This is a genomic window from Micromonospora sp. PLK6-60, from assembly GCF_019890675.1.
GTDB lineage: Bacteria > Actinomycetota > Actinomycetes > Mycobacteriales > Micromonosporaceae > Micromonospora.
The window spans coordinates 576107-601526 of the sequence record NZ_JAIOAA010000001.1 but is presented as its reverse complement, the minus strand read 5'-3'; the positions used below and the strand labels follow the sequence as shown (position 1 = coordinate 601526).

General features: G+C 73.5%; 21 protein-coding genes. 14 read left to right on the top strand and 7 right to left on the bottom strand.

Annotation, left to right across the window (positions count from 1 at the left end; all coding sequences use genetic code 11):
* The first annotated feature begins 324 nt into the window (after positions 1-324).
* Positions 325-1002, top strand: coding sequence for an NAD(P)H-binding protein (locus tag K7640_RS02470; RefSeq protein ID WP_308042419.1), 678 nt, complete (start codon positions 325-327; stop codon positions 1000-1002).
* Here K7640_RS02470 and K7640_RS02465 read toward each other — a convergent pair.
* A complete protein-coding gene (locus K7640_RS02465; protein ID WP_222952990.1) occupies positions 978-4607 on the bottom strand; it encodes a BREX system ATP-binding domain-containing protein in 3630 nt (1209 codons plus the stop codon). The two genes, K7640_RS02470 and K7640_RS02465, sit on opposite strands and share 25 nt — an antisense overlap.
* A 280-nt stretch (positions 4608-4887) precedes the next feature.
* Between K7640_RS02465 and K7640_RS02460 the strand changes: the two genes are divergently transcribed.
* Positions 4888-5682: a sigma-70 family RNA polymerase sigma factor gene (locus K7640_RS02460; RefSeq protein WP_222952989.1), complete on the top strand. Its 795-nt coding sequence runs from the start codon at positions 4888-4890 to the stop codon at positions 5680-5682.
* On the opposite strand, the gene K7640_RS02455 is transcribed toward K7640_RS02460, so the two are convergent.
* A complete protein-coding gene (locus K7640_RS02455; protein WP_222952988.1) occupies positions 5603-5959 on the bottom strand; it encodes a nuclear transport factor 2 family protein in 357 nt (118 codons plus the stop codon). The genes K7640_RS02460 and K7640_RS02455 overlap by 80 nt on opposite strands.
* Before the next feature lie 80 nt (positions 5960-6039).
* Positions 6040-6936: an RNA polymerase sigma-70 factor gene (locus K7640_RS02450; protein ID WP_222952987.1), complete on the bottom strand. Its 897-nt coding sequence runs from the start codon at positions 6934-6936 to the stop codon at positions 6040-6042.
* Between the two features lie 283 nt (positions 6937-7219).
* On the opposite strand from K7640_RS02450, the gene K7640_RS02445 reads away from it, so the two are divergent.
* From K7640_RS02445 to K7640_RS02420, 6 genes are all read left to right on the top strand, one after another.
* Entirely contained in the window at positions 7220-8278 is a 1059-nt protein-coding gene (locus K7640_RS02445; protein ID WP_222952986.1) for a lytic polysaccharide monooxygenase, read from the top strand.
* Between the two features lie 215 nt (positions 8279-8493).
* Positions 8494-9321, top strand: a complete 828-nt coding sequence (locus tag K7640_RS02440; RefSeq protein WP_222952985.1) for an SAM-dependent methyltransferase — start codon at positions 8494-8496, stop codon at positions 9319-9321.
* Between the two features lie 141 nt (positions 9322-9462).
* Positions 9463-9819: a helix-turn-helix transcriptional regulator gene (locus tag K7640_RS02435; protein ID WP_222952984.1), complete on the top strand. Its 357-nt coding sequence runs from the start codon at positions 9463-9465 to the stop codon at positions 9817-9819.
* Positions 9806-10270 (top strand): SRPBCC domain-containing protein, encoded by a 465-nt coding sequence (locus K7640_RS02430; protein ID WP_222952983.1) that lies wholly within the window; start codon positions 9806-9808, stop codon positions 10268-10270. The genes K7640_RS02435 and K7640_RS02430 overlap by 14 nt, the downstream gene beginning before the upstream one ends.
* Positions 10267-10623, top strand: a complete 357-nt coding sequence (locus K7640_RS02425; RefSeq protein ID WP_222952982.1) for a nuclear transport factor 2 family protein — start codon at positions 10267-10269, stop codon at positions 10621-10623. The genes K7640_RS02430 and K7640_RS02425 overlap by 4 nt, the downstream gene beginning before the upstream one ends.
* 151 nt (positions 10624-10774) lie before the next feature.
* On the top strand, positions 10775-11353 hold the full coding sequence (locus tag K7640_RS02420) for a dihydrofolate reductase family protein (protein ID WP_222952981.1): 579 nt from the start codon (positions 10775-10777) through the stop codon (positions 11351-11353).
* Here the strand turns inward: K7640_RS02420 and K7640_RS02415 are convergent.
* Positions 11335-12045: a helix-turn-helix domain-containing protein gene (locus K7640_RS02415; protein WP_222952980.1), complete on the bottom strand. Its 711-nt coding sequence runs from the start codon at positions 12043-12045 to the stop codon at positions 11335-11337. The two genes, K7640_RS02420 and K7640_RS02415, sit on opposite strands and share 19 nt — an antisense overlap.
* Positions 12046-12217: 172 nt before the next feature.
* Here K7640_RS02415 and K7640_RS02410 point away from each other — a divergent pair, with 172 nt between their 5' ends.
* The 4 genes from K7640_RS02410 (at position 12218) to K7640_RS02395 (ending at position 17261) form a co-directional block, all read left to right on the top strand.
* Positions 12218-13486, top strand: coding sequence for an SGNH/GDSL hydrolase family protein (locus K7640_RS02410; protein ID WP_222952979.1), 1269 nt, complete (start codon positions 12218-12220; stop codon positions 13484-13486).
* A 110-nt stretch (positions 13487-13596) separates the two neighbouring features.
* The gene (locus tag K7640_RS02405; protein WP_222952978.1) at positions 13597-14025 is read left to right on the top strand and encodes a Fur family transcriptional regulator; all 429 of its coding nucleotides are present in this window, start codon (positions 13597-13599) and stop codon (positions 14023-14025) included.
* A gap of 23 nt (positions 14026-14048) precedes the next feature.
* A complete protein-coding gene (gene katG / locus K7640_RS02400; RefSeq protein ID WP_222952977.1) occupies positions 14049-16325 on the top strand; it encodes a catalase/peroxidase HPI in 2277 nt (758 codons plus the stop codon).
* A 105-nt stretch (positions 16326-16430) separates the two neighbouring features.
* Positions 16431-17261 carry a PIG-L family deacetylase gene (locus K7640_RS02395; RefSeq protein ID WP_222952976.1) on the top strand — a complete coding sequence of 277 codons (831 nt, stop codon included), beginning with the start codon at positions 16431-16433 and terminating at the stop codon, positions 17259-17261.
* 54 nt (positions 17262-17315) lie between these two features.
* Here K7640_RS02395 and K7640_RS02390 read toward each other — a convergent pair whose 3' ends face one another.
* On the bottom strand, positions 17316-18665 hold the full coding sequence (locus K7640_RS02390) for a PHB depolymerase family esterase (protein WP_222952975.1): 1350 nt from the start codon (positions 18663-18665) through the stop codon (positions 17316-17318).
* Between the two features lie 267 nt (positions 18666-18932).
* On the opposite strand from K7640_RS02390, the gene K7640_RS02385 reads away from it, so the two are divergent.
* Both K7640_RS02385 and K7640_RS02380 read left to right on the top strand, forming a co-directional pair.
* Positions 18933-19910 carry a PaaX family transcriptional regulator C-terminal domain-containing protein gene (locus K7640_RS02385; protein WP_222952974.1) on the top strand — a complete coding sequence of 326 codons (978 nt, stop codon included), beginning with the start codon at positions 18933-18935 and terminating at the stop codon, positions 19908-19910.
* 125 nt (positions 19911-20035) lie between these two features.
* Positions 20036-20650 (top strand): dihydrofolate reductase family protein, encoded by a 615-nt coding sequence (locus K7640_RS02380; RefSeq protein ID WP_222952973.1) that lies wholly within the window; start codon positions 20036-20038, stop codon positions 20648-20650.
* A 140-nt stretch (positions 20651-20790) separates the two neighbouring features.
* On the opposite strand, the gene K7640_RS02375 is transcribed toward K7640_RS02380, so the two are convergent.
* Positions 20791-21090 (bottom strand): STAS domain-containing protein, encoded by a 300-nt coding sequence (locus K7640_RS02375; protein WP_222952972.1) that lies wholly within the window; start codon positions 21088-21090, stop codon positions 20791-20793.
* Positions 21087-25241, bottom strand: a complete 4155-nt coding sequence (locus tag K7640_RS02370; protein ID WP_222952971.1) for a SpoIIE family protein phosphatase — start codon at positions 25239-25241, stop codon at positions 21087-21089. The genes K7640_RS02375 and K7640_RS02370 overlap by 4 nt, the downstream gene beginning before the upstream one ends.
* Positions 25242-25420 lie beyond the last annotated feature (179 nt).

Genomic DNA, 25420 nt, shown 5'->3' with positions numbered 1-25420 from the left:
AGTCGCCGTACTCAGCCGGCCGGAGCCCGGACATCCCGGGTGGCCGGTGACCGGAACGGCCCGTCACATCCGGTGCTGCTGCCCGGTCCTGGCTGACGTCGCCGGGCGAGCGGCTACCGGATCGCCGCCCGCTGCCTGCCGGCGGACCCTGTGACGACCGGCACCGGGCGATCGGGGCGGGTGGCGTCACAACCGGTGCGGCTGCCCGGTCCTAGCTGGTGTCGCGGGCGAACGCCCCCGGCAACCCGACCGAGACGAGGGTGTGAGGAAATGAAGATCGCCGTGCTGGGTGGTACCGGGCTCATCGGGTCGCAGGCTGTCACGATGCTTCAGCAGCATGGTCACGAGGCGGTGCCGCTGTCCCCGTCCAACGGGGTGGACCTGCTCACGGGCGAGGGTCTGGACGCCGGGCTCAAGGGCGCCGACGTGGCGCTGAACCTGACCAACTCGCCCACCTTCGACGAGAAGTCGGCCGACTTCTTCCGCACGTCGATGGAGAACCTGCTGGCGGCGGCGCAGCGGGAGCAGGTCGGCCACGTGGTGATCCTTTCCATCGTCGGGGTCGACCAGGTGCCGGACCCCTACTACCGGGCCAAGGTGCTCCAGGAGGAGATCCTGCGGGCCGGCCCGGTGCCGTACACGATCGTCCGGGCCACCCAGTTCTACGAGTTCATCGGCGCGATCATGTCCTGGACCAGCGACAGCGACACCGTACGGCTGCCCGCCACGCCGGTGCAGCCGATGGCCTCGGCCGACGTGGCGAAGGCGGTGGCCCGGGCCGCCGTGGGCGCCCCGCTCAACGGCGTCCGGAACGTGGCCGGCCCGGAGGTGCTCCGGCTCGACGAGTGGGGCCGGGTCGCCCTGGCCGCCGGCGGCGACACCCGGACCGTCGTCGTCGACCCCACCGCCGGCATCTTCGGCGTGGTGCCGGGCGACGTGCTGACCGCGCCGGAGGGCGCGGTCCTCGCGGAGACCAGCTATCGGGAGTGGCTCGCCCGCTGACCGCCGGGCCGGCGGCCGGCACCCCCCGCGGGGTGCCGGCCGTCGCCGTCCACGGCGAGCGCGGCGGCCAGCTCGTCCCGGCCGGTCACCCCCAACCGCGGGCAGATCTGCGCCAGTTGCGCACCGACCGTGCGGTGGGAGATGAACAGCCGCTCGGCGATCTCCTGATCGCTGAGCCCCTGCGCGGCCAGCGTCGCGATCCGCAGTTCCGGCGCGGACAGCCGCTCGCTGATGTTCGCCTGGCGCCGGCCGCTCACCTCGCCGAACGCCCGCAGCTGGCCCCGGGCCGTCTCCGCCCAGGGCAGGGCGCCGAGCCGGTCGAACTCGTCGCGGGCGGCGCGCAGCAGGTCGCGGGCCTCGACGCGGCGGTGCCGCGCCCCCAGCCACCGGCCGTGGTGCAGGTGCAGCCGGGCGCGGGCCAGCCGGCAGCCGGCCGGCAGCGCGACCAACGCGTCCCGGTAGCGCCGCTCCGCCTCGTCGTCCGGAGCGAGCACCGCACCGGTGTACGCCTGCGCCGTCGACATCATCTCCGAGGGCAGCAGCCGGGCCAGCTCGGGCAGGTCGGTCAGCAGCTTCCGCGCCGGTCCGACGGCACCGGCGGCCACCGCGGCGTCGGCCAGGTCCGGCGCCACCAGCCAGCAGCTCACCGAGTGGTGGTGCGGGCCGGCCGGGTCGAAGACGTGCGCGAGCAGGTCGTACGCCTCGACGGCGCGGCCGGCGAACAGGGCGAGGAGGCCGTCGACCTGCTGCGCCATCACGGTGGCGAAGGGCATGTGCCCGAACAGCTCGGCGGCCCGCAGCTCCGTCACCAGCCGCCGCGCCGCCACCGTCTCCCCGCGCAGCGCCGCCACCAGGGCCGCCGTGACGGTCAGCCCCAGCAGGGCGATCGTCTCCCCGGTCTCCTTCGCCAGCAGGTAGCCCTCCTCGGCCTCGGCCCGGGCCTGGTCGAGCTGGCCCAGGTAGACCCGGGGCCACGAGCCGGCAAGCGACCGGGCCAGCAGACCGAGGCGGCCCTGCGAGCGCCAGATCGTCGACGCCTGCTCCAGGTAGCGGGTGCCGTGGGTGAAGTCACCGAGGACCATCCCGGCGGTGCCGAGGAAGTGCAGGTTCCGGCCGCCCCGCGGGTCCGGGGTGGCGCGGGCGAGGCGGGCGATCACGTCGGCGCCGTGCCGGTACGGCTCGGTGTACGCCCGTACCGACAGCACGTTGGCGCTGTCCGGGTCGGCGTCCCAGCGGTCCAGTTCGGCGGCCGTCCCGGCGCGGGTCCGCGCGTCGCCGTCCTGGAAGAAGCAGCGTGCCGCGGCCCGCCACAGCAGGTTCTCGGCGACGTCGCGGGCGCCGTCGTCGTACGCCCCGGCCGCGGCGCGGGTCATCTCCCGGATCCGGCGGTGTGGTTGGTCCGGTTCGAACGCGGCGTTGTCGGAGACGAGCAGCAGGCGGGCGCGTTCGACCGGGCCCAGCCCGTGCAGGTCCGCGCGGGCCAGCAGCGCCCGGGTCTGGTGGCGGTCGTTGAGGTCGCTGGACAGCTCGGCGGCCCGGACCAGGATCCGGGTCCGGTGGCGGGGGTCGGTGACCAGCCCCGCGGCCCGGCTCAGCGCCGGTACGGCCGCGGCGACCTTGCCCACCGCCTGCGCGGTGTCGGCGAAGCGTTCGAGCCGGCCGGCCAGCTTGTCGTCGGGGCCGAGGGTGGCCGCGACGAGGTGGGTGAGCTGGCGTTCCGGGACGTCGTCGAGCAGCGCGGCCAGGGCGCGGTGCACGGCCAGCCGATCGGCGAGCGGGGCGCGTTCGTAGCTGGCGGAGCGCATCAGCGGGTGCCGGAACTCCGGCCGGTGCTCGACGAAGGTGACCAGCCCCGCCTCGACGGCCTCGCGAACCGCGTCCTCGGTCACCGCCGCGCCGGCGACCTGGCTGGACACCGCCAGCAGCTGGCTCACCGGCGCGGTCGGCTCGGCGGCCAGGACGAGCAGGAACGTGCGGCAGGCGGCGCTCGTCTCGTCGGTACGGGCGGCGAAGGCGGCCTCCAGCCGCTGGGTCAGCGGCAGGTCGGGCATCCCCTGGTGCGGACCCTGTTGGGCCGCCTTGGGCAGTTCGACCAGGGCGAGCGGGTTGCCCGCGGACCGGTCCAGGATCAGCGTCCGTACCGACGGCGGCAGGTCCGGCGCGCCGGCGTCGAGGAGTTCGGCGGCGGCCGTCCGGTCGAGGGGTTCGAGGGGCAGGTCGGGATGGCTCAGCGTGCCGCGCCAGCCGGCACCGTCGGTGCGGGCGGCGCCGAACATCTGGATCGGGTGGTCCCGGGTGCGCCGGGCTACGAAGCCCAGCACCTCCCGGCTGGGGGAGTCGAACCACTGCAGGTCGTCGCAGAGCAGCAGGATCGGCTGCCGGTGGGCCCGGTCGACGAGCAGTTCCAGCACCGCGAAGGCGACCCGGTGCGCGTCCGGCTGGCTCCCGGCGTCACCGAACGCGGCGCGCAGGGCCAGCCGGTGCGCCTCCGGCAGGTCCTCGATGTGTCGGGTGACCGGCTGGAGCAGCAGGTGCAGGGCGGCGAAGGGGAACCACCGCTCGGTCTCCACCCCGGCCGTCGACAGGACGACGAAGCCGCGCTGCGCGGCGTCGGCCGCGACCGTACGCAGCAGCGCCGACTTGCCGACGCCGGCCATGCCGTGCACCAGCAGCGTGGACCCGTGCCCGGTGGCGGCGTCGGCGAGCCGGCGACGCAGGGCCCGCAGTTCGGCGTCCCGGCCGACCATCGGTGGCGCGGCACCGGCGGTGGCCCGGTTGTCGGGTCGGGCGGGGGCCGGCGCGGGCGGTGGCGGCGCCGGGGGTGGCGGGGCCGGCGCGGCGGTGCCGGGTCCGGTGCGTTGGTGCAGCATCCGGTCGTACGCGTCGAGCAGCTCCGGCCCGGGGCTGATGCCCAGTTCGTCGCGGAGCCGCCGGCGGATGTCGCGGAACAGGTCGACGGCCTCCGCCTGCCGGCCGTCGGCGGCGAGGGCCAGCACGAGCCGGGCCTGCAGCGCCTCGTCCAGCGGATCGTCGCCGGTGGCCTGGCGCAGCACGGGGATGACGGCACTTGCCTGCCCGGTCCGCAGCGCCGTGTCGGCGGCGTCCCGCACGGCCTGGGCGCGCTCGGCCTGCACCGCGACGAAGGTGGGGTGGGTACGCGCGGTCGGTTCCAGTCCCGCGGCGCACCGGCCCTGCCACAGCGACAACGCCTCGACGTGCAGGCGTACCGCCTGGTGCGGGTCGGTCGCCTCCCGGGCCCGGGCCAGCAGAGCGCGGAAGCGCAGCAGGTCGAGTGAGTCCGCGGTGACCCGGAGCTGGTACCCGGCCGCCTGCCGGATCAGGTACCGGCCGGTGGCCCGGACCGGCAGCTCCGGTTCGATCAGCCGGCGGAGCGCGCCGATGTAGCGGTGCACGACGTTCACCGCGCTGGCCGGTGGGTCGTCGTCCCAGACCGCGTCGACCAGTTCGGTCACGCTGACCACCGAGCCGGTCCGGGCCAGCAGCAGGGCGAGGACGAGCCGCTGCTGGCGACCGCCGAGGTCGAGGTCGGTGCTGCCGCGTTGGACCCGTACCGGACCGAGGATGGTGAACCGGACGTCGGTCATGCGCCGGGCGTGCCTTGCCGAGCCGGCCAGCGCGGCCAGAAAGTGGTTCGCACGTCGCCCTCCGTTCTCCGGTTCCACGAGCCGAGACAGGGTCGCGTTCCTGGGTGTGACAGCAGCGCGAAGTGATCCAGACCACACCGTGGCGCGGGTGACGGGGTCGTCGCCGTCGACCGGCCGACATCACTGGACCGTCACTGACGCCGGCACTTCCTCGGCACTGCATCCGCACTACGCGCTCCTAGCGTCGAGATCACCGAGAGTCACCGACCAGGAGGCGTCGATGTCCGAAGCCCTGCTCGAATCCACCGGCCCCGCGCAGGCCACGTCCCGCCAGGCCGCCGCGCGGTCCCGCCGGCCGGCGGCCCGGCCCCGTGCCCACCCGCCACACCTCGCCGACTTCCTCGACGTGCGCGACCGGCTGCTGCGCATCGCCGGCCGCATCGTCGGCGACGAGACCGACGCCGAGGACGTCGTGCAGGACGCGTGGCTGCGCTGGGACCGTTCGGATCGCGGCGAGGTGCGCAACGTGCCGGCCTTCCTCTACCGGACCACCACCCTGTTGTCGATCAACGCGATCCAGACCGCGCACGTGCGCCACCGCAGCGCGGCGCCCGCGTGGCAGGTGGAACGCCCGGACCGGGGCGACGACCCGACGGTGGTGGTGGAACGGGCGGAGGAACTACGCGCCGCGCTGCGGCTGCTCGTCGAGCGACTCGCACCCCGGGAGCGGGCCGCCTACCTGCTCCGCGAGGCGTTCGGCTTCCCGCACCGGCAGATCGGTGCCGCGCTCGGGCTGACCGACGCCAACGCGCGCCAACTGCTCCGGCGGGCCCGGGTCCGGCTGACCGCCGCCACCGGCGGGCCGGCGTCGCCCGTGGAACAACTCCGGCTGCTCGCGGCGTTCGGGGAGGTCGCCCGCACCGGGGATCCGGCCGCTCTCGTCGAGGTGGCGAGGGAGCCGGTCAGCCCGCGACGAGGGAAGGTCGGCGGCGGGCTCACCGGCGGTGCCAGCCGCGCAGCTTCGCCGGATTCCGCACGATCCACAGGGCCGTGGCCCGGGCCTCGTCGTGGCTGACGGCGATCACGGCGACGGCGACGCCGGCCCGGCGCAGCACCAGCCCGGCGCGACCGTTGACGCTCTCGGTGGTCACGTCGGTGCCGGGCAGCAGCGCGCGCAGCAGCCGGGCCACCCCGGCCGCGCCCCGCGCCGCCTGGGCCGCCGCCGGCGCCGGAGCGCCGCTGTCGGACACCGCGACGGCGTCCGGGTGCAGGGCGGCCTCGATCGCGTCGGCGTCGCCCGGGTGGCAGGCGGCGGCGAGCCGGCGTACGGCCTCGTCAGGGCCGGCGGGCATCGTGCGCCCGGACCCCCGCCGCGGCGTCGACGTTCGGCATCGTGCCCACGGTCGTCCCCCTTGTCCCTCGCTGTCGGCAGCTATGACCGGGCGGGCGGCTCGGGCGTGACAGCAGCGAAGGCGGTGAGCTTGGCGGGGTTCATCATCCACAGCAGTCGATCGATGCCGGCCGCGGAACCGGCGACCGTGATCATGCCGAACAGCTCGCCGTCCCGGCGCAGCACCACGCTGGTCTGCCCGTTCGTGGTGACCCGCCGCACGTCCACACCGGCCCAGAACCAGGTCGAGACCGTCGCGACGAACCGCGCCACCTGCGCGCCCCCGACGATCGGCTTGCGGGCGGTCCGCCGCGCCCCGTTGCCGTCGGAGATGCTCGCCGCGTCGGCCGCGAACAGCCGCTCCAGCGCGGCGAGATCACCGCCGCGGGCGGCGTCGACGAAGGCCACCAGCAGCTGCCGCTGGGCGGCCTCCGGCACCGGGGCCCGGCGCTCGGCGGCGATGTGCCGGCGCGCCCGGCTGACCAGCTGGCGGACCGCCGGCTCCGTGGACCGCAGCACCTCGGCGAGCTGCGGGTACGGGTAGTCGAACGCCTCGCGCAGCACGTACGCCGCCCGCTCGTGCGGCGTCAACCGCTCCATCAGCAGCAGCACCGCGAGCTCCAGCGCCTCCCCGCGCTCGGCGCCCAGGAACGGGTCCGCGCTCGTGTCGACCGGCTCCGGCAGCCACGGCCCGAGGTACGTCTCGCGCCGGGCCCGCGCCGAGCGCAGCTCGTTGATCGCCAGCCGGGTCGTGGTCGTGGCCAGGAACGCGCCGGGGTTGGCCACCACCGCGCGGTCCGTCGCCTGCCAGCGCAGCCAGACCTCCTGCACCAGGTCCTCGGCCTCGCTGGCGCTGCCGAGCATCCGGTAGGCGATCCCGAACAGGCGCGGCCGCACCCCGGCGAAGATCGACGCCGCCTCGTCGAGATCTCCCGCCACCGATCCTCCCCCCGGTCGCTCGTGCGGCCAGGTTAGCCGCCTGTCACGGACCCCGCCGCCGCCCGGTGTCCGAGGCCGCCGTCATGGCCGCCACCCGGCGGTCCGCCCATATCGACACATCCCGATCAACCGAGTACGCTCGCGGCTGGGAGCCGTCAGGTCGTCGCGGGCAGCGCAGCGCTGTCGCCCGCCATTTTCGTCTGAAACCGCCAGGCGTGGGCTCCTCGACGGGTTGGGCATCCCGGCGAGCGAAACCGGCGTCGGCGGACCAACTGGAGCATTGATGAAACTCTCACGAACAGCACGCCGTCTGGGAATCGGCGCGGTCACCGTGCTCGCCGCCGCGTTCACGATGGTCGTCGTCAACCAGGCCGGCCCGGCCTCGGCGCACGGATCCGTGACCAACCCGCCGTCGCGCAACTACGGCTGCTGGGAGCGCTGGGGCTCGGACCACCTCAACCCCGCCATGGCCCAGAGCGACCCGATGTGCTGGCAGGCCTGGCAGGCCAACCCGAACACGATGTGGAACTGGAACGGCCTGTACCGCGAGGGTGTCGCCGGCAACCACCAGGCCGCCATTCCGGACGGTCAGCTGTGCAGTGGCGGTCGTACCCAGGGCGGCTTCTACGCCTCGCTGGACGCGGTCGGTGCGTGGACCGCGAAGCCGATGCCGAACAACTTCAAGCTGACGCTTACCGACGGCGCCAAGCACGGCGCCGACTACCTGCTGGTCTACATCACCAAGCAGGGCTTCGATCCGACCACCCAGCCACTCACCTGGAACAGCCTGGAGTTGGTGAAGCGCACCGGCAGCTACCCGACCACCGGGCTGTACGAGACCGACGTGAACGCGGGCACCCGCACCGGGCGGCACGTCGTCTACACCATCTGGCAGGCATCCCACCTGGACCAGTCGTACTACCTGTGCAGCGACGTGATCTTCGGCGGTGGCGGCACCAACCCGCCGCCCACCACCACGCCGCCGCCGACCAGCCCGTCGCCGACCGTCCCGCCGCCGACCACGCCGCCGCCGGCCGGCAACGGGGCCTGCACCGCCACCTACCGCAAGACCAACGAGTGGTCCGGTGGCTTCGGCGCCGAGGTCACCGTGCGGGCCGGTAACGCCGCCATCTCCGGGTGGACGGTGAACTGGACCTGGCCCAACGGCCAGAGCATCACCAGCGCCTGGAACGCGACGGTGACCTCCAGCGGATCGTCGGTCACCGCCACGAACGTCAGCTACAACGGCGCCCTGGGCGCCAACGGCAGCACCAGTTTCGGCTTCAACGGCGCGTGGAGCGGCACCAACGCCACACCCACGCTCACCTGCGCGGCGCGGTAACGCACCACCGGCGGGGGTGGCGGCAACGCGCCGCCCCCGCCGGTCGTCGCCGCCGTCGGGTCGGCGGATCGGCGTACCCGGCCGGGCAATCGCCCTGGTCACCGAGGCTCGATGGGAGCGATACCAACGGAGCGGCGGAGATGGATAGACTCCCGGCATCGCCGGAGCCGTCCGCAGGTTCCGGCGGGTGCCGACCGACCTGAATGGAGACCCCTGTGAGCCGTGACAAGGCGGCACCGCCCGGAATCGACCCCAACGTTCCCAGCGTCGCGCGGGTCTACGACTATTTCCTGGGCGGCAAGGACAACTTCGAGGTCGACCGCAAGGTCGCCGAGCACGCCCTGCGGATCACCCCGGACGGGCCGGCGGCGGGCCAGGCGAACCGGGCCTTCCTGCGTCGGGTGGTCCGGTTCCTCGTCACCGAGGCGGGCATCGACCAGTTCCTCGACATCGGGTCGGGGTTGCCCACCCAGGGCAACGTGCACGAGGTGGCCACCGAGCACAACCCGAAGGCCCGGGTGGTGTATGTGGACAATGACCCGATCGTGCTGGCGCACGGGCGGGCCCTGCTCGCCGCGGACGGCGTCGCGACGGTGATCCAGGCCGACATCCGGTCTCCACAGGAGATCCTGGACCACCCGGACGTGCGCCGATTCCTCGACTTCGACCGGCCCGTCGGGTTGCTGCTCTTCGCCATCCTGCACCACATCGGAGACGACGAGGACCCGCGAGCGGTGGCCGCGGCCCTGATCGACGCCCTGCCGTCCGGCAGCTACGTGGCGGTCTCCCACTTCAGGGACCCGGGCGAGCGGGACCCGGAGGGTTCCCGGAAGGCACGCGAGGTCGAGCGGATCTTCAACGAGTCGCTCGGCACCGGCCGCTGGCGCACCGACGAGGAGATCCTCACCTTCGTCGACGGCCTGACGCCGGTGGAGCCCGGGCTGGTGCCGCTGGCCGAGTGGCGCCCGGAGCCGGGCGCGGCCGCTCCGGAGCAGACCGACACCTACCACACCTTCGTCGGGGTTCTCGCCCGCAAACCGTGAACTGACGCGACCGTTCGGGCGGGGGCAGGCCGGTCGGCAACCTCGCCCGAACGGGTCTGGCGCGGCCGACGTCGCGGCGGCGCTGCCACCTAATACAAACGAACGCTTGCACAAATAAGTGTTTGTATTAGGGTCAGGGGTATGGCCACCGCCCTCACCGACCCGCCCGCCGACCTCGGCGCGGCCTTCGCCGCCCTGGGTGACCCCGTCCGTCGCGCCCTGGTGGCGCGCCTCGCGCACAGCGACGCCACGGTGGGCGAGCTGGCCGAGCCGTTCGACCTGACCCAGCAGGCCATCTCCCACCACGTCGGCGTGCTGCGCCGGTGTGGCCTGGTCGAGCAGCGCCGCGAGGGCGCCCGGCGGCCCTGCCGGCTCAGGATCGACCAGCTGGCGCTGCTCGGCGGGTGGATCGCCGAGCAGCGCCGCGTCTGGGACGACCGGCTCGGCGTCCTCGAACAGCACCTCCGCGACCAGGAGCGGCACGTTGAGCAACGGTGAACTGCGCGGCGACGAGCTGATCGCCGAGCGGCACCTCCCGGCGGAGCCCGCGCGCGTCTGGGGCGCCTTCACCTCGCCGGCGAGCATCGCGGCGTTCTGGGGCGGGTCGCACGCCACCGTGCCCACCGAGTCGGTCACCGTCGACCTGCGCCCCGGCGGTGAGTTCGCGCTCGACACGCGCGCGCCGAGCGGCGCCACCCGCCGGCTCCGGTTCGTCTACGTGACCATCGACCCGCCACACGAGCTGGTGTTCGACGAGCCCACCACCGGTCTGCGCACGACCGTCACCGTGCGGCCCGCGGGCGACGGCACCCACCTCACCGTGCACCAGCGGCGACTTCCGCCGGAACTGCGGACCGCCCAGGCGGCCGACGGGCTCGCCTCGATCCTCGACCGCCTCGCCGCACACCTGCGGCACCACCGGCCCAGCACAGAACGGAGCACACCATGACCCGCAGCGCCCAGCGCGACCTCGTCGCGGAATACTTCGCCGGCTTCCGCACCAGCGATCACCGGCGGATCCTGGCCACCCTCACCGACGACGTCGAGTGGGTCATCCACGGCCACCGGAGGACCCGCGGCAAGGCCGAGTTCGACGGTGAGATCGAGAATCCCGCCTTCACCGGCAGTCCGGAGCTCGACGTCCAGCGCGTCCACGAGGACGGCCCGGTCGTCGTCACCACGGGCGAGGGCCGCGGCGTCAGCGTCGAACACGGCCCGTTCCGCTTCGCCTTCAACGACCTGTTCACCTTCCGCGACGGGCGCATCGCCCGGGTCGACTCCTACGTGGTGCCGCTGCCCTGAGCGCGGGACCGGACGCCGCGCCGTCGTTTCCGTACAAGACGGCGGGGCCGGCGGGTGCCTAGCATCGGCGGCGGTCCGGACGCCGCCCCCCGGGCGGGATCGTGGCGGGCCTGTCGAACGTCGGCACACGGCATTGGGGAGAACAAGAGATATGCGTGATCTGGTCTACACCGGGTTCATGTCGCTCGACGGCGTGGTGGACTCGCCGGGCGGTGGGCCGGGCGAGGACCATCGCAGCGGCGGCTGGGTGGTCAAGGACGTCGAGTTCCTGCCCGAGTCATTCTCGCTCAAGGAGGAGGAGCTCGCGGACACCACGGCGCTGATGTTCGGCCGCCGCAGCTACGAGGCGTTCGCCCCGACCTGGCGCGACTCCGAGGACCACGCCGCCTACAAGGAACTGCCCAAGTACGTGGTGTCGGGCACGCTCTCCGAGGACGCCCTGCTCGACGGATGGGGGCCGACGACGATCCTGCGTTCGATCGACGACATCGTCGCGCTCCGCAAGAGCGAGGGCGGGGCGATCTTCATCCACGGCAGCGCGGAGCTTGCCCGCCGCCTGGCGGACGCCGGCCTGATCAGCCGGTACCACCTGCTCGTCTTTCCCGTCCTGCTCGGCGCCGGCAAGGGCCTGTTCAGCGAGGCGGACAAGGACAAGCAGATGTTGCGCCTGCGGGAGTCCGCGGCCTACCCGAACGGCATCGTCAAGCTGATCTACGACGTGGCCGGCTGACCCACGTCCAGGCCGAGCGCACCGCCTGCGCCCGCGCGCAGTTGCCCCGCCGTACGTCCGACGTACCGGTGCAGCGCGCGGGCCAGGTGCGGCTCGTCGAAGTACCCCAGCCGGGCGACGACGTCGGCGACCGGGACCCCGGCGGCCAGCAGCTCCGACGCGCGGCGGGCGCGTTCGATCTGGCGTACCGCGCCCTGGGTGAGCCCGGTCGCCGCGCGGAACCGGCGTTCGACGGTCCGCGTGGACACCCCGGGCCGGTGACCTCGACGCAGCTCGGCGACCAGCGGGTCACGGACCACCGCCCCGGCCCGGACGAGCCGGTCGACCAGGGCCTCGACGTCGTCGACGCCGGGCGTCTCCCAGCGGACCCCGTCCAGCCGGAAGGTCCGGCGCGTGACGTCGGGCAGTGCGGCGCCGGCGTCGACCAGGGCCGGCGTGGGTACCGCCCGTGGCGAGGTGCCCACGGCGAACTCGATGCCGACGAAGGTCGCACCCTCCGGCACCGGTGCCGTCCGGGTCCTGGTCTCCGGCCCGGAGACCGCCGCGTACGCCCGATCCTCGCGCCGCCAGAACAGCAGACCCCAGCACGCCGTCGCGACGGAGGTCATCTCCGCGACCTGCTCGCTGGTGCAGGTCCAGACGGTGTCGACCCAGGCGGAGTCGGACGGGCGGGTGGCGAACCGTAATCCCACGCCAGGAGGATACGGCGGCGCCTGTCGACGCCGCGAAGGCCGCGCCCGCGCCCGCGCCGCCCCGACCTTGACGATATCGAAATACGACTATACGTTACGGATTCGTGCCTTCCGCTACATCGGTGCCGCCGCGACGACCGCGCCGCCGGCCGCGCCACGGAGGAGGAACCCGTTGTCCACCAGACGTGAACTGCTGGCCGCGGCCTCCGGCGCCGCGGTCACCGCCGCCGGCCTCGGCGCGCCCGCACCGGCCTCCGCCGGCGACCGCCGTGGTTGGGTCGCCACCTGGGCCGCCGCGCCCACCACGATCCCGCCCACCCCGCCCGCCGTGCTGGAGCGGCAGACGGTCCGGCACGTCGTGCACTGCAGCGCCGGTGGCGACGAGCTGCGCCTCCGGCTGACCAACGAGTTCGGCGCCACCCCGCTGCGGGTGGGCGCGGTGCACGTCGCGGTGCGGGCCGGGCAGGGCGCCAGCACCGACGCGCTGCCCGGCACCGACCGCCGGGTCACCTTCGGTGGCCGCCCGGACGTGACCGTCCCGGCCGGCGCCCCGCTGGTCAGCGACCCGGTGCCGCTGCGGCTCGCGCCGGGTGGCGACCTGGTGGTCAGCCTCTATCTGCCGGCCCGCACGCCGGTCACCACGCTGGCCGCGTTCGCGTTCCAGGAGAACGTCATCGCCGACGGCGACGTGACGGCCGCCCGCACGGTCGACCCCGTCGCCAGGACCACCCAGTACCTGTTCCTGTCCGGTGTCGCGGTGCGCAGCCGGGGGCAGGCCGTGGTCACCCTCGGTGACTCGATCACCAACGGGGCGAACACCGGGAACAACCTCAACCACCGCTGGCCGGACCTGCTGGCCGCACGGCTGCGCGCCGCCCGGATCGACCGCGGCATCGCCAACGTCGGCATCTCCGGCAACCGGCTGCTGCACGATCCCCACCCGCCGGCCGGCACCCCCGCGGTGGGCTTCGCGGCGTACTTCGGGCACAGCGCCCTGCGCCGGTTCGACCGGGACGTGGTCGCCCAGCCCGGCGCCCGCTTCCTCATCGTGCTGCTCGGCGTGAACGACCTGGGCCACCCCGGCACCACCGCGCCGGCCTCGGAGGTGGTCTCGGCGGCCGACCTGATCTTCGGTCACCGCCAGCTCGTCGGCCGGGCGCACGAGGCCGGGCTTCGCGCGATCGGCGGGACGATCCTGCCGTTCCGGGGCGACACGCTCGGCTTCTGGTCGCCGGAGAACGAGCGGAAGCGTGCGGCCCTCAACCACTGGATCCGCACCTCGGGGGAGTACGACGCCGTGGTCGACTTCGACGCGGCCGTGCGCGACCGGGCCGACCCGCTGCGCCTCGACCCGGCGTACGACAGCGGCGACCACCTGCACCCGAACGACGCCGGCATGGCGGCGATGGCCGCCGCGGTGCCGCTGGGCCGGCTGCGGTGACGAGCCGGTGAGTGGCCGGTCGGTCACCCGGTGGCCGATCCGTGGGTCGGCTGGGGTCAGGGTCGAGGATTAACTGGATTAATTCCAGAAGAGTGGGCTATGTTCGTCGCATGGCGTCCGACTTCGCGGCGCAGCTGCGGGCGGTCTCCCTGCGGGTGACCAAGCCCCGAGTGGCGGTGCTCGCAGCCCTGCGCGACCACCCGCACGTCGACACCGACACGGTGATCGAGCTGGTCCGGGCCGATCATCCGACGGTCTCGAACCAGGCGGTGTACGACGTGCTGCGCGCGCTCACCGAGGCCGGGCTGGTGCGGCGCATCCAGCCGGCCCGGGCGACCGCGCGCTACGAGTCGCGGGTGGGGGACAACCACCACCACGTCGTGTGCCGCTCGTGCGGCACGATCGCCGACGTCGACTGCGCCGTCGGCCATGCACCCTGTCTCACCGCCTCCGACGACCACGGTTTCGTGGTCGACGAGGCGGAGGTCGTCTACTGGGGCACCTGCCCCGACTGCGCGACCGCCCGCACGACCCAGTGATCCGCCAGCTCGGAAGGAAACACATGAGCGACACCCAGGACAACGGCCCGTCGAGTGCGCAGGGCGTGGACGAGAAGGCGGCGGCCGGCTGCCCGGTCGCGCACGACTCGGTGACCGCGCACGGCAGCGAGAGCGAGAACCCGGCGATCGACTCGCCGACCCCGAAGTCCGGCGGTCGGCCGCGCACCAACCGGGACTGGTGGCCCAACCAGCTGGACCTCTCGGTGCTGCACGCCCAGTCGCCCAAGGGCAACCCCCTGGGGCCGGACTTCAGCTACGCCAAGGAGTTCGCCAAGCTCGACGTCGAGGCCCTCAAGCGGGACATCACCGCGGTCCTCACCACCTCGCAGGACTGGTGGCCGGCCGACTTCGGCCACTACGGCGGCCTGATGATCCGGATGAGCTGGCACGCCGCGGGCACCTACCGCATCGAGGACGGTCGCGGCGGCGCCGGCGACGGCGGCCAGCGCTTCGCCCCGCTGAACAGCTGGCCGGACAACGCCAACCTGGACAAGGCCCGCCGGCTGCTCTGGCCGGTCAAGCAGAAGTACGGCCAGCAGATCTCCTGGGCCGACCTGCTGGTGCTCGCCGGCAACGTGGCCCTGGAGTCGATGGGCTTCAAGACCTTCGGCTTCGGCTTCGGCCGGGAGGACGTCTGGGAGCCCGAGGAGATCTTCTGGGGCCCGGAGGACGCCTGGCTCGGTGACGAGCGCTACGCCTCCGAGAAGGAGATGGCCGCCGGCGTCGGCGCGACCGAGATGGGTCTGATCTACGTCAACCCGGAGGGTCCCCGCGGCAACGCCGACCCGGCCGCGGCGGCGCACTTCATCCGGGAGACCTTCCGCCGGATGGCGATGAACGACGAGGAGACCGTCGCCCTCATCGCCGGCGGCCACACCTTCGGCAAGACCCACGGCGCCGGGATCGCCGACGACCACGTCGGCCCGGAGCCCGAGGGCGCCCCGCTGGAGAACCAGGGTCTGGGCTGGCTGAGCACGTACGGCAGCGGCAAGGGCGGCGACACGATCACCAGCGGCCTCGAGGTCACCTGGACCGACAAGCCGACCCAGTGGAGCAACCGCTTCTTCGAGATCCTCTTCGGCTACGAGTGGGAGCTCACCACCAGCCCCGGCGGCGCCAAGCAGTGGGTCGCCAAGGACGCCGAGGCGATCATCCCGGACGCCCACGACCCGGCGAAGAAGCACAAGCCGACGATGCTGACGACCGACCTGTCGCTGCGCGTCGACCCGGCGTACGAGAAGATCTCCCGCCGCTTCCTGGAGCACCCGGACGAGTTCGCGCTGGCGTTCGCCAAGGCCTGGTACAAGCTGCTGCACCGCGACATGGGCCCGGTCAGCCGCTTCCTCGGGCCGTGGGTCCCGGAGGCCCAGCTGTGGCAGGACCCGGTGCCGGCCGTCGCGCACGAGCTGGTCGGTGACGCCGACGTCGCCGCCCTCAAGGCGAAGGTCCTCGACTCCGGCCTCAGCACCGCCCAGCTGGTCTCCACCGCCTGGGCGTCGGCCGCCAGCTTCCGCTCCACCGACAAGCGCGGCGGCGCCAACGGCGCCCGGATCCGGCTCGAGCCGCAGCGCAACTGGGAGGTCAACCAGCCCGAGCAGCTCGCCACGGTGCTGGCCACCCTGGAGGGCATCCAGCGGGAGTTCAACTCCGCCGGTGGCGCCCAGATCTCGCTGGCGGACCTGATCGTGCTGGCCGGTTCGGCCGCGGTCGAGAAGGCGGCGCGGGACGCCGGGGTCGAGGTGACCGTGCCGTTCCACCCCGGCCGCACCGACGCCACCCAGGAGCAGACCGACGTCGAGTCGTTCCGGGTCATGGAGCCGCGCGCCGACGGGTTCCGCAACTACCTGCGGCCGGGTGAGAAGACCCAGCCGGAGGTGCTGCTGATCGACCGGGCCTACATGCTCGACCTGACCGCGCCCGAGATGACCGTCCTCGTCGGCGGCCTGCGTGCCCTGGGGAACAACGTCGGCGGCACGTCGCACGGCGTGCTCACCGACCGGCCCGGCGTGCTGACCAACGACTTCTTCGCCAACCTGCTCTCCCCGGGCACCCGGTGGAAGGCGTCGGAGTCCGAGGAGCACGTGTACGAGATCCGGGACGTGGCCACCGACGAGGTGAAGTGGACCGCCACCGCGGTCGACCTCGTCTTCGGCTCCAACTCCCAGCTGCGGGCCCTCGCCGAGGTCTACGCCAGCCAGGACGCGCGCGACAAGTTCGTCACCGACTTCGTCGCGGCCTGGACCAAGGTCATGGAACTCGACCGGTTCGACCTGGCCTGATCCGGCAGGAACGACGAGCCCCGGTCGATCGCTGATCGACCGGGGCTCGTGCGCGTCCGGCCGAGGCGACGCCGACGCGTCGGACCCCCGTCGTAGGGTGGGGGCGTGGCGGATCGAGGGCTGACGTTGATGGCGGTGCACGCACACCCCGACGACGAGGCGACGAGCACGGGCGGCATTCTCGCCCGGTATGCGGCAGAGGGAGTCACGACGGTGCTCGTGACCTGCACCGACGGGCGGTGCGGCGACGGGCCCGGCGGGGTCAAGCCGGGCGACCCCGGCCACGACCCGCAGGCCGTGGTGGCGCTGCGCGAGGCCGAGCTGACGGCCAGCTGCGCCGCGTTGGCGGTCACCCACCTGGAGACGCTCGGCTATGCCGACTCCGGCATGATGGGCTGGGCGACAAACGACGCGCCGGGCGCGTTCTGGAACACCCCGGTGGCGGAGGCGGCCGACCGGCTGGCCGAGCTGATCCGGCGCTACCGGCCCGACGTCGTCGTCACCTACGACGAGAACGGTTTCTACGGCCACCCGGACCACATCCAGGCCCACCGGATCACCATGGCCGCCGTCGAGCGGACGGGCATCCCCGCGAAGGTCTACTGGACCACCGTGCCGCGCAGCGCGTTCGAGGAGTTCGGCCGGGTCATGAAGGAGATCGGCGTCGAGTTCCCGGAGCCGGACGGGCCGGCCGAGGAGATGCCGGAGCTGGGCCTGCCCGACGACGAGATCACCACCTGGGTGGACACCACCGCCTACGGTGGGCAGAAGTTCGAGTCGCTGGCCGCGCACGCCAGCCAGGCCGAGAACATCTTCTTCCTCCAGCTCGGCCAGGACCGGTTCACCGAGCTGATGGGGACGGAGACCTTCGTCCGGGTCCGGGACACCACCGGTGCGCCGACGCCCGAGGACGATCTGTTCGCCGGCCTGCGCTGAGCCGGCGCGGGCCCCGGGGGTCGCGCGGGTGGCGACCCCCGGAGTCCGCCGTCGTCAGGCGATCGTGCAGGACGCGCCGTTGAGGGTGAACGAGCTCGGCCGGGCGGTGTTACCGCTGTGCGTGGCCTGGAAGCCGATGGAGACCGACCCGTTGGCCGGGATCGCCGCGTTGTAGCCGACGTTCCTGGCCGTCACCTGCCCGGAGGCGGGCGAGTAGGTGGCGTTCCATCCCGAGGTGATGGTCTGCCCGGCGGGCAGGGTGAAGACCAGCGACCACCCGTTGATGGCGGCGCCGGTGTTGGTGACGGTGATGTCCTCGGTCAACCCGTTGTTCCAGGCGTTGACGTTGACGGTCACCCGGCAGGCGCCGGAGCCGGGCGGCGGGGTCGGCGACGCCGTCGGGCTCGGTGACGTGGTCGGGCTGGGCGAGGTGGTCGGCGAGGTGGTCGGCGAGGTGGTCGGGCTGGGCGTGGTGGTCAGGCCGAAGAACTGCACGGCGGCCGCGGCCATGCCGCCCGCGGGCAGGCTGTGCCCGGCGCCCTGGATGCTGTACGCCTCCACCTGCACCGTGCCGCTGGAGTCGGCGTACCGGCGCCGGTTCCAGTTGGTCTGCGGCGTGTCGGTCGAGGTGGGGGTCTGGCTGAGCCCGAACACGTTGGTCCACTGCTCGATCGTCTCCTGCAGCAGCGAGTACGGCACGAGCGTGTCGTTGGTGCCGTGCCACAACTGCACCCGGGGCCGGGGGCCGGTGTAGCCGGGGTAGGCCGCCCGGACCGCGTCGCCCCACTGCTGCGGGGTCCGGTTCATGTTCCCGCCGGTGCACTGGCTGCTGCCGGGCGGGTAGTCCGCCGCGTTGGCGAAGCAGTTGTAGGGCACGCCCATGAACGCCGCGCCGGCCTTGAACACGTCGGGATAGAGGGCCAGCATGTGGTTGGTCATCATGCCGCCCGACGAGCTGCCGGTGGCGTAGACCCGGTCGGGGTCCGCGCCGTACTGCTGCTGGGCGTAGCGGATCATGGAGATGATCGACACCGGGTCGCTGCCGCCGCCGCGCCGCTTGGCGGCGTCGGACCAGGTGTCGAAGCAGTTGCCGAAGCCGGCCTGCTGGGTGGCGGTCGGGTAGATCACGATGAACCCGTAGCGGTCGGCCAGGCCGGCGAACTCGCTGCCGGAATAGAAGCCGGGGCCCGACCCGCCGCAGCCGTGCATGGCGACGACGGTGGCCGGCCGGGCGGGGCGGGAGTCCGGCACGTAGATGTGCATGCGCATCCGGCCCGGGTTGTCGCCGAAGTTGGTCACCTCGGTCAGCGACGCCGCGTACGCGGGTTGGAAGGCGGGGATCACCAGGCCGAGCGCCGCCAGCGACGCGGCCAGGCCGAGCAGCAGTTTCCTTCTGATTCTCACGGGGGACGACTCCTTCGATCACGGAGGCTGGATCGGGCCCGCGCGTCGGTCGCGGGTGCCCGGCCCCGCGGTGATCGCGCATCGCCCGCTGCGGTGGTACGCCCTGCCCGGCTCGGTGCGGCGTCGCTTAGCAGATAGTGTTCCCTCCGGCCCGACAAGTGTCAATCGACAGACCTCGATCGAGATTCGGCCGGTCGCGGCGATCCCGACCGGCCGGTGATCCGTCTACAGTCGAGACACCGTCCCTGAGCCGAGCCCGGAGCGCCTGTGGCAAGCCCGTACGACATCGAGGAGATGTATCCCGACGACCGCTCGCTCCGGTTGCCCCGACGACAGGCCGGCAACTCGCCGCAGGGGGTGGCGGTGACCCTGCTGGCGGACTACACGCTGCGGACCCGGGCCGCGTTGCCGTCCGCCGCCATCGTCGCGCTGCTCGCCGAGGCCGGCGTGACCACGGCCGGCGCCCGCACCGCGATCAGCCGGCTGGCCCGCCGCGGCGTCCTGGAAGGCAGCCGGCAGGGCCGACGCAGCTCCTACCGGCTCAGCCGCGCCGCCGCCGCCGACCTCTCCATCGGTGGCCGCTGGATCCTCGCCTCGACCACCTCGGCGGGGGAATGGGACGGGTGCTGGACGATCGTCGCCTTCTCGCTGCCGCAGGACCGCAGCGCGCAGCGCCGGGCCCTGCGCGGCCAGCTCCGCTGGCTCGGCTACGCGCCGCTGTACGACGGGCTGTGGATCTCGCCGTACGAGATGACCCGGCCGGCGCGGGCGCGGCTCACCGAGCTCACCCGCGGCGCCGTCACGGTCTTCCGCGGGCCGCATCTTCCGCTCGACGGGACCAGCCGCCGGGCGCCCATCGACGCCTGGGACATCGACGCCATCAGCCGGCACTACGAGGCGTTCCTCCGGCGGTGGACACCGCTGCTGCCACGGGTGGCCTCCGGCCAGGTCGACGGCGCGGCGGCGGTGCGGACGCGGGCGCAGGTGATGGACACCTTCCGGCGTTTCCCCACCCTCGACCCGCAGCTGCCCGTGGAACTGCTCCCGGCGGGCTGGCTCCGGCAGCCGGCCCGGGACCTGTTCGCGGCGGTCTACGACGGCCTCGCCGAACCCGCCGAGCGGCACGTCCGGGCGGTCGTCGCGCGGTTCACCGACGGCGCCCAGCCCGGCGTCCGGGCACACACCACCGCCGACCTGCTCGCCGGAGTACGCGACGACGCGTGCCGCGCCGAGCCGGCCCGCTGATCACGCCCGCCGCGAGGGGCGGATCGCGCGACTCGCCGCGCTGACCGGGCGGCGAGTGTCGGAGGCGTCTGCGATGCTGCGGCAGTCACCTTCTCGACAACACCTGACCGGAAGGGATCATCGCGATGGCGAAGGTCGTCTCCACCCTGTTCATCTCGGCCGACGGGGTGGCCGAGATCGACCCCGATTGGCACTTCCCGTACTTCGACGAGAACATGGGCCGTGCCGTCACCGAGGACTACGACACGTCGGACGTGCTGCTCATCGGCCGCGCGACCTACGACAGCTTCGCCGGCGCGTGGCCGGAGCGGGAGGCCGCCGGCGGGGAGGACGCGCCGTTCGCCAAGCAGCTCGGCGACGTGCGCAAGGTGGTCGTCTCCCGGCAGCCGCTGGAGTTCTCCTGGCGCAACTCCGAGCTGGTCGACGGCGACCTGCTGGCGGCGGTCGCCGCGCTCAAGGCCGACCCCGGCGTGCGCGGCGTCCTCATCCCCGGGTCCATCTCCGTGGTGCAGCAACTGCTCGCCGCCGGGCTGGTCGACGAGCTGCGGCTGCTGGTGCACCCGGTGGCGGCGCGCAAGGGCCGCCGGCTGTTCGACGACGGCGACACGCCGTACCACCTCAAGGTGACCGCGACGGAGACCTACCCGACCGGGGTGATCCGGGTGATCTACACGCCGGCCGACGCGCCGGGCGCGGCCGGCTACGACGACGTCAAGGACCAGGTGCCCGCCGGGGAGTAGGCCCTCGCGGGTGCGGGCCCGCCCGCCCCGGCTCGACCGGGGCGGGCCCCGCACCTGTCACCCGGCGCGCCCGGCCGGTGCCGGGGCCCACCGGCGCCGCGACCGGTTCGCCGGTCGGCGGGGCCGGCCGGTGCGCCGCCCTACTGGCCGCGCACCGTGGTGAGGTCGGCCAGGCCGGAGATGGTGAGCAGCGGCTCCAGCAACGGGCTGGCGACCAGCGCGATCCGGTCGGCGTGCGGGAACAGCACGGACAGGCCCGCGCTGTCGAGGTATTCCACCGCGGTCAGGTCCACGACCAGGGGCGCACCGTCGGCCGTCACGGCGTCACCCAGCGCGGTGGCGAACGAGGCCGCGTTGCTCATGTCGATCTCACCGACCGCGGTCAGCACGCGGACGCCGTCGGGACGGCTGCTGGTGGTGAGGGTGAGGGCCGTGGTCATCGGACGATCCTTGCCTGCATGTCCACGGTGGTGCCCGTGGCGCCGGGAATGACGGTGATGCTGTCCATGAGGGCGCGCATGAGGACGAGCCCTCGACCGCGATGGGAACCGGCCGGCGGGTCCGGGATCCGCCAGTGTCCCGTGTCGGTGACGCTCAGGCGCAGCGCGTCGGCGGTGGCGGCGGCCCGCAGCCGGATCAGGCCGCCGGGGCTGTCCCGATGGCCGTGCTCGATGGCGTTGGCGCACGCCTCACCGGCGGCCACCAGCACGTTGTAGGCGTTGGCCGGTTCCAGCCCGCACCGGTCGAGCCAGCCACGCAGCGCGCTGCGGACGGTGGCCAGGTGCGTGGACTCGGCCGGGAAGTCCAGTTCCAGTGGCCCCGGGTGGCGGTAGAGGAGCAGGGCCACGTCGTCGTCGTACCCGCCATCGGGGGTGAGCTGCTCCATCACCTGGCTGGCGAGGGACTCGACGGGGGCGCCCCGGCCCTGCTGGATGGCGGCGGTGGCCGAGGCGATGCCGGTGGTCAGCGGTTGGCGGCGGCGTTCGACGAGCCCGTCGGTGTACAGCATGAGCGTCGCCCGGGCCGGCACGACGGTCGTCGCCTCCGGTCGCTGTCGGCCCGGTTGCACGGCGAGCGGCCGCGAGCGACCCGCCTCGAGTAGTTGGGTGGTGCCGTCGGGGTGGACGACGATGGCCGGTGGGTGCCCGGCGCTGGCGTAGCGCAGCTCCCCGGTGGCCGGGTCCAGCACGCCGCAGAAGACCGTGGCGCTGGCCGCGCCGGGCAGCAGGGCGGCGAACCGGTCCAGGGCCATCAGGGTCCCGGCCGGGCTGGGGTCCTGCAGCAGCAGGGCCCGGCAGGCGCTGCGCAGCTGTCCCATCACCGTGGCGGCCCGCAGGCCGTGGCCGACGCAGTCGCCGACGACGATGCCGATGCGCCCGTCGGGCAGTTCGACGGTGTCGTACCAGTCGCCGCCGACCTTCAGTGGGCGGGCGGCGGGGGAGTAGCGCACCGCGAAGCCGGCGGGCAGCTGTGCCGGGCCGAGGATGGCCCGTTGCAGGGCCAGCGCCGTCTCGCGCTGCTGGTCGATCTGGTGCACCCGGTGCAGGCCCTGGCCGAGCTGGCCGGCGAGCAGGGCCAGCAGCATCTGGTCCTGCTCCGTGAACGGGCGCTTCTCGCCCAGGTCGATCCAGATCGCCATCGTGCCGTGCGGGTGGTCCACCGCGATGCCGGCGCCGTCGGTCCGCGCCGCGACCGGGGTGAGCAGCGGCGTGTCGCGCATCTCGACCAGGCCGCGGCGGCGGTCCTCCGGCAGCGACTCCCAGTGCAGCCGGGGGTCCGTCGCGGTGACCGTGGGTGCCGGGGAGTCGTCGAAGACGGCGGCGAGCACGGTGCTGGCCCGCCACAGCCGGCGCAGCTCCGCCAGGACGCCGTGCAGGGCGTCGTCGAGATCCTCCGCCTGGGACAGCCGTACGTTGATCGCGGCCAGCGCGCTCTCGCGCTGCACCGCGTAGTGCTCCGCAGTGACGTCCCGGAAGGTGCCGACGATCACCTGTCGACCGGTGTCCGGGTCGGTCACCTGGCTGAAGGCGGCCGCCACCCACAGCCGGTGACCGTCGCGGTGCGTCACCGGCACGGTGTAGCTGCCCTGGGTCTGGCCCAGCAGCACGGAGAACCCCTCGGTCGCCTGCCGGTGCGCCTCCGGCTCGGTCTCCGGGTCCGGCCACCACGGCGGGAGCGGCGGGTAGGGGAGGTCCTCCGGCCCGTAGCCGAGGATGTCGGTGAACGCGGTGTTGATCTCGATGACCGAGCCGTCCTCGTCGCAGACGAAGAACGCCTCCTGCAACGAGTCGATCAGCGCGGTACGCCAGCGGGCGTGGTGGTTGCGCAGCCGCGCCAGCTCGACGTTCGCCCGTACCCGCGCCAGCAGCTCGGCCGCCGCGAACGGTTTCACCAGGTAGTCGTCGGCGCCGGCCTCCAGCCCCTCGATGGACGCCTCCTGCCCGGCGCGGGCCGACAGCAGCAGCACCGGGGTGCTCGCGGTCCGCGGGTCGGTGCGCAGGGCGGCCACCAGTTGCAGGCCGTCCAGCCCCGGCATCATCACGTCGCTGATCACCAGGTCGGGGGTCTGCGTCCGGGCGGCGTCCAGCGCCGCCTGCCCGTCGGGGACCGCCTCCACCAGGTGCCCGGCGGAGCGCAGCAGGCGGGTCAGGTATTCCCGCATGTCGGCGTTGTCGTCGGCGACCAGGACGCGGGCCGCCGGCCCACTCACCAGGGGCGCGACCGGCCCCTCCGCCGGTGGCGCGTCGTCGGGGCCGGTCTGCGTCGCCGGGTCGGCGGGCAGCCAGCGCAGGGCCTCCTGCACGAACGGCTCCGCCGCGACCGAGACCCGGTCCGGGCCGGCGGTTGCCAGCGCGTCGGCCGGCAGGTGGGCGGTGCCGAACGGCAGACGGATCGTGAAGGCGGTGCCCTGGCCCACCACGCTGGTCGCGGTGATGCTGCCGCTGTGCAGCCCGACCAACTCCTTGACCAGGGCCAGGCCGATCCCGCTGCCCTCGTCCGACCGGGAGCGGGCGTTCTCGATCCGGTGGAAGCGCTCGAACAGTCGCGGCATCTCGTCGGGGGGAACGCCGATGCCGGTGTCCTCGACCCGCAGCACGGCCTGCCCGGCCTCGGCGCGCAGCAGCACCCGGACGGCGCCCTGGAAGGTGAACTTCAGCGCGTTGCTGAGCAGGTTGAGCACCACCTTCTCCCACATGCCCCGGTCGATGTGCACCGGTTCCGGCAGCGGCGGGCAGTCCACCTCGAAGGTCAGGCCGGCGCGTTCGATCGCCGAGCGGAAGACGCTGGCCAGGTCGACGGTCACGGCGGCCAGGTCCACCGGCTCGTAACGCGCCTGCATGCGCCCGGCCTCGATCCGCGAGAAGTCGAGCAGGCTGTTGACCAGTTTGCCCAACCGCAGCCCGTTGCGACGGATGACGTCGAGTTCCTCGCGCACCTGCTCGTCGGCGTCCGCCAGCCGCCCGCGCAGCTCCTCCACCGGCCCGGTGATCAGCGTCAGCGGGGTGCGGAACTCGTGGCTGATGTTGGAGAAGAACGCGGTCTTGGCCCGGTCCAGCTCGGCCAGTTCCTCGGCGCGTCGCTGCTGGGCCTGATAGCTGCGGGCGCTGCCGATCCCGGTCGCCACGTGCCCGGCGGCCAGCTCCACGAAGCCGCGGTAGCCGTCGTCCAGCGCCCGGTAGCGGTTCAGCCCGGCGACCAGGAACCCGTACGGCGCGCCACCCTGCTGCCGCAGCGGCACCAGCAGCGCCTCCGTCGGGGGATCGGGCCACTCGCCCGCCGGCAGGCCGGCGAAGACCGGGCCGTCGAGCGCCACCCGCACCGACTCGCCGTCGGCCAGCCGGGCCACGGGCCAGACCGCCCCGGCGTCGGTCAGGGACAGCGTGGTCGGCGCCGCCGGGTGCCCGTCCGAGACGCCGGTCGTCTCCGCCAGCCGGGCCTCGCCCTCGTCACCGAAGAGGTAGGTCAGCGTGAACGGCAGGTCCCACCGGTTGCGGCCCAGCTGCCGGCTGGCGAAGGCGAGCATCTCCTGCTCGGTGCGGACCACGCTGGGGTCCGAGCCCAGGTCCCGCAGGGTCGCCATCCGTCGCTCGCCGATGACCCGGTCGGTGTCCTCGCTCACCACGCAGAGCATCCCGACCAGCGCGCCGTCGTCGTCGCGCAGCGGACTGTAGGAGAAGGTGTGGTACGTCTCCTCCCGGTAACCGGACCGCTCCAGGAAGAGCAGCAGCGCCTCGTCCCAGGTCGCGTTGCCGGTCCGGAGCACGGTGTCGATCCGGGGGCCGATGTCGTCCCAGATCTCCGTCCAGACCTGGTTCGCCGGCCGGCCCAACGCCCACGGGTACTTGCGGCCCAGCGTGCTGCGCCGGTACGCGGCGTTGCAGAAGAAGGTCAACTCGGGGCCCCACGCCATCCACATGGGGAACCGGGACGACAGCAGGATGCGCACCGCGGTCTGCAAACTCTGCGGCCAGGTCTCCGGCGTGCCCAGGGGCGACGTCGACCAGTCGACCCGGGCGAGATCGGGACCGATCTCACCGTCGACGGCGAACACGTCGGCGCGGGCCCGCGGGTCGCTGTCAGCGCCGTTCATCGCCCGAAGTCTCCCTCATCACCACAGATCCCGCTCGTCCAGATCACGTAGCCGCTGAGGCGCCATAACCGGGCCGGTTGAATGTGCCACCAGTGCGGTCTCCTAGCTTAGCCACAGGTGTTCTTGCCCTCCCGGCAGCCATCTCACGCCCGACCGACGAGCTGCCGACCGCGGTGATT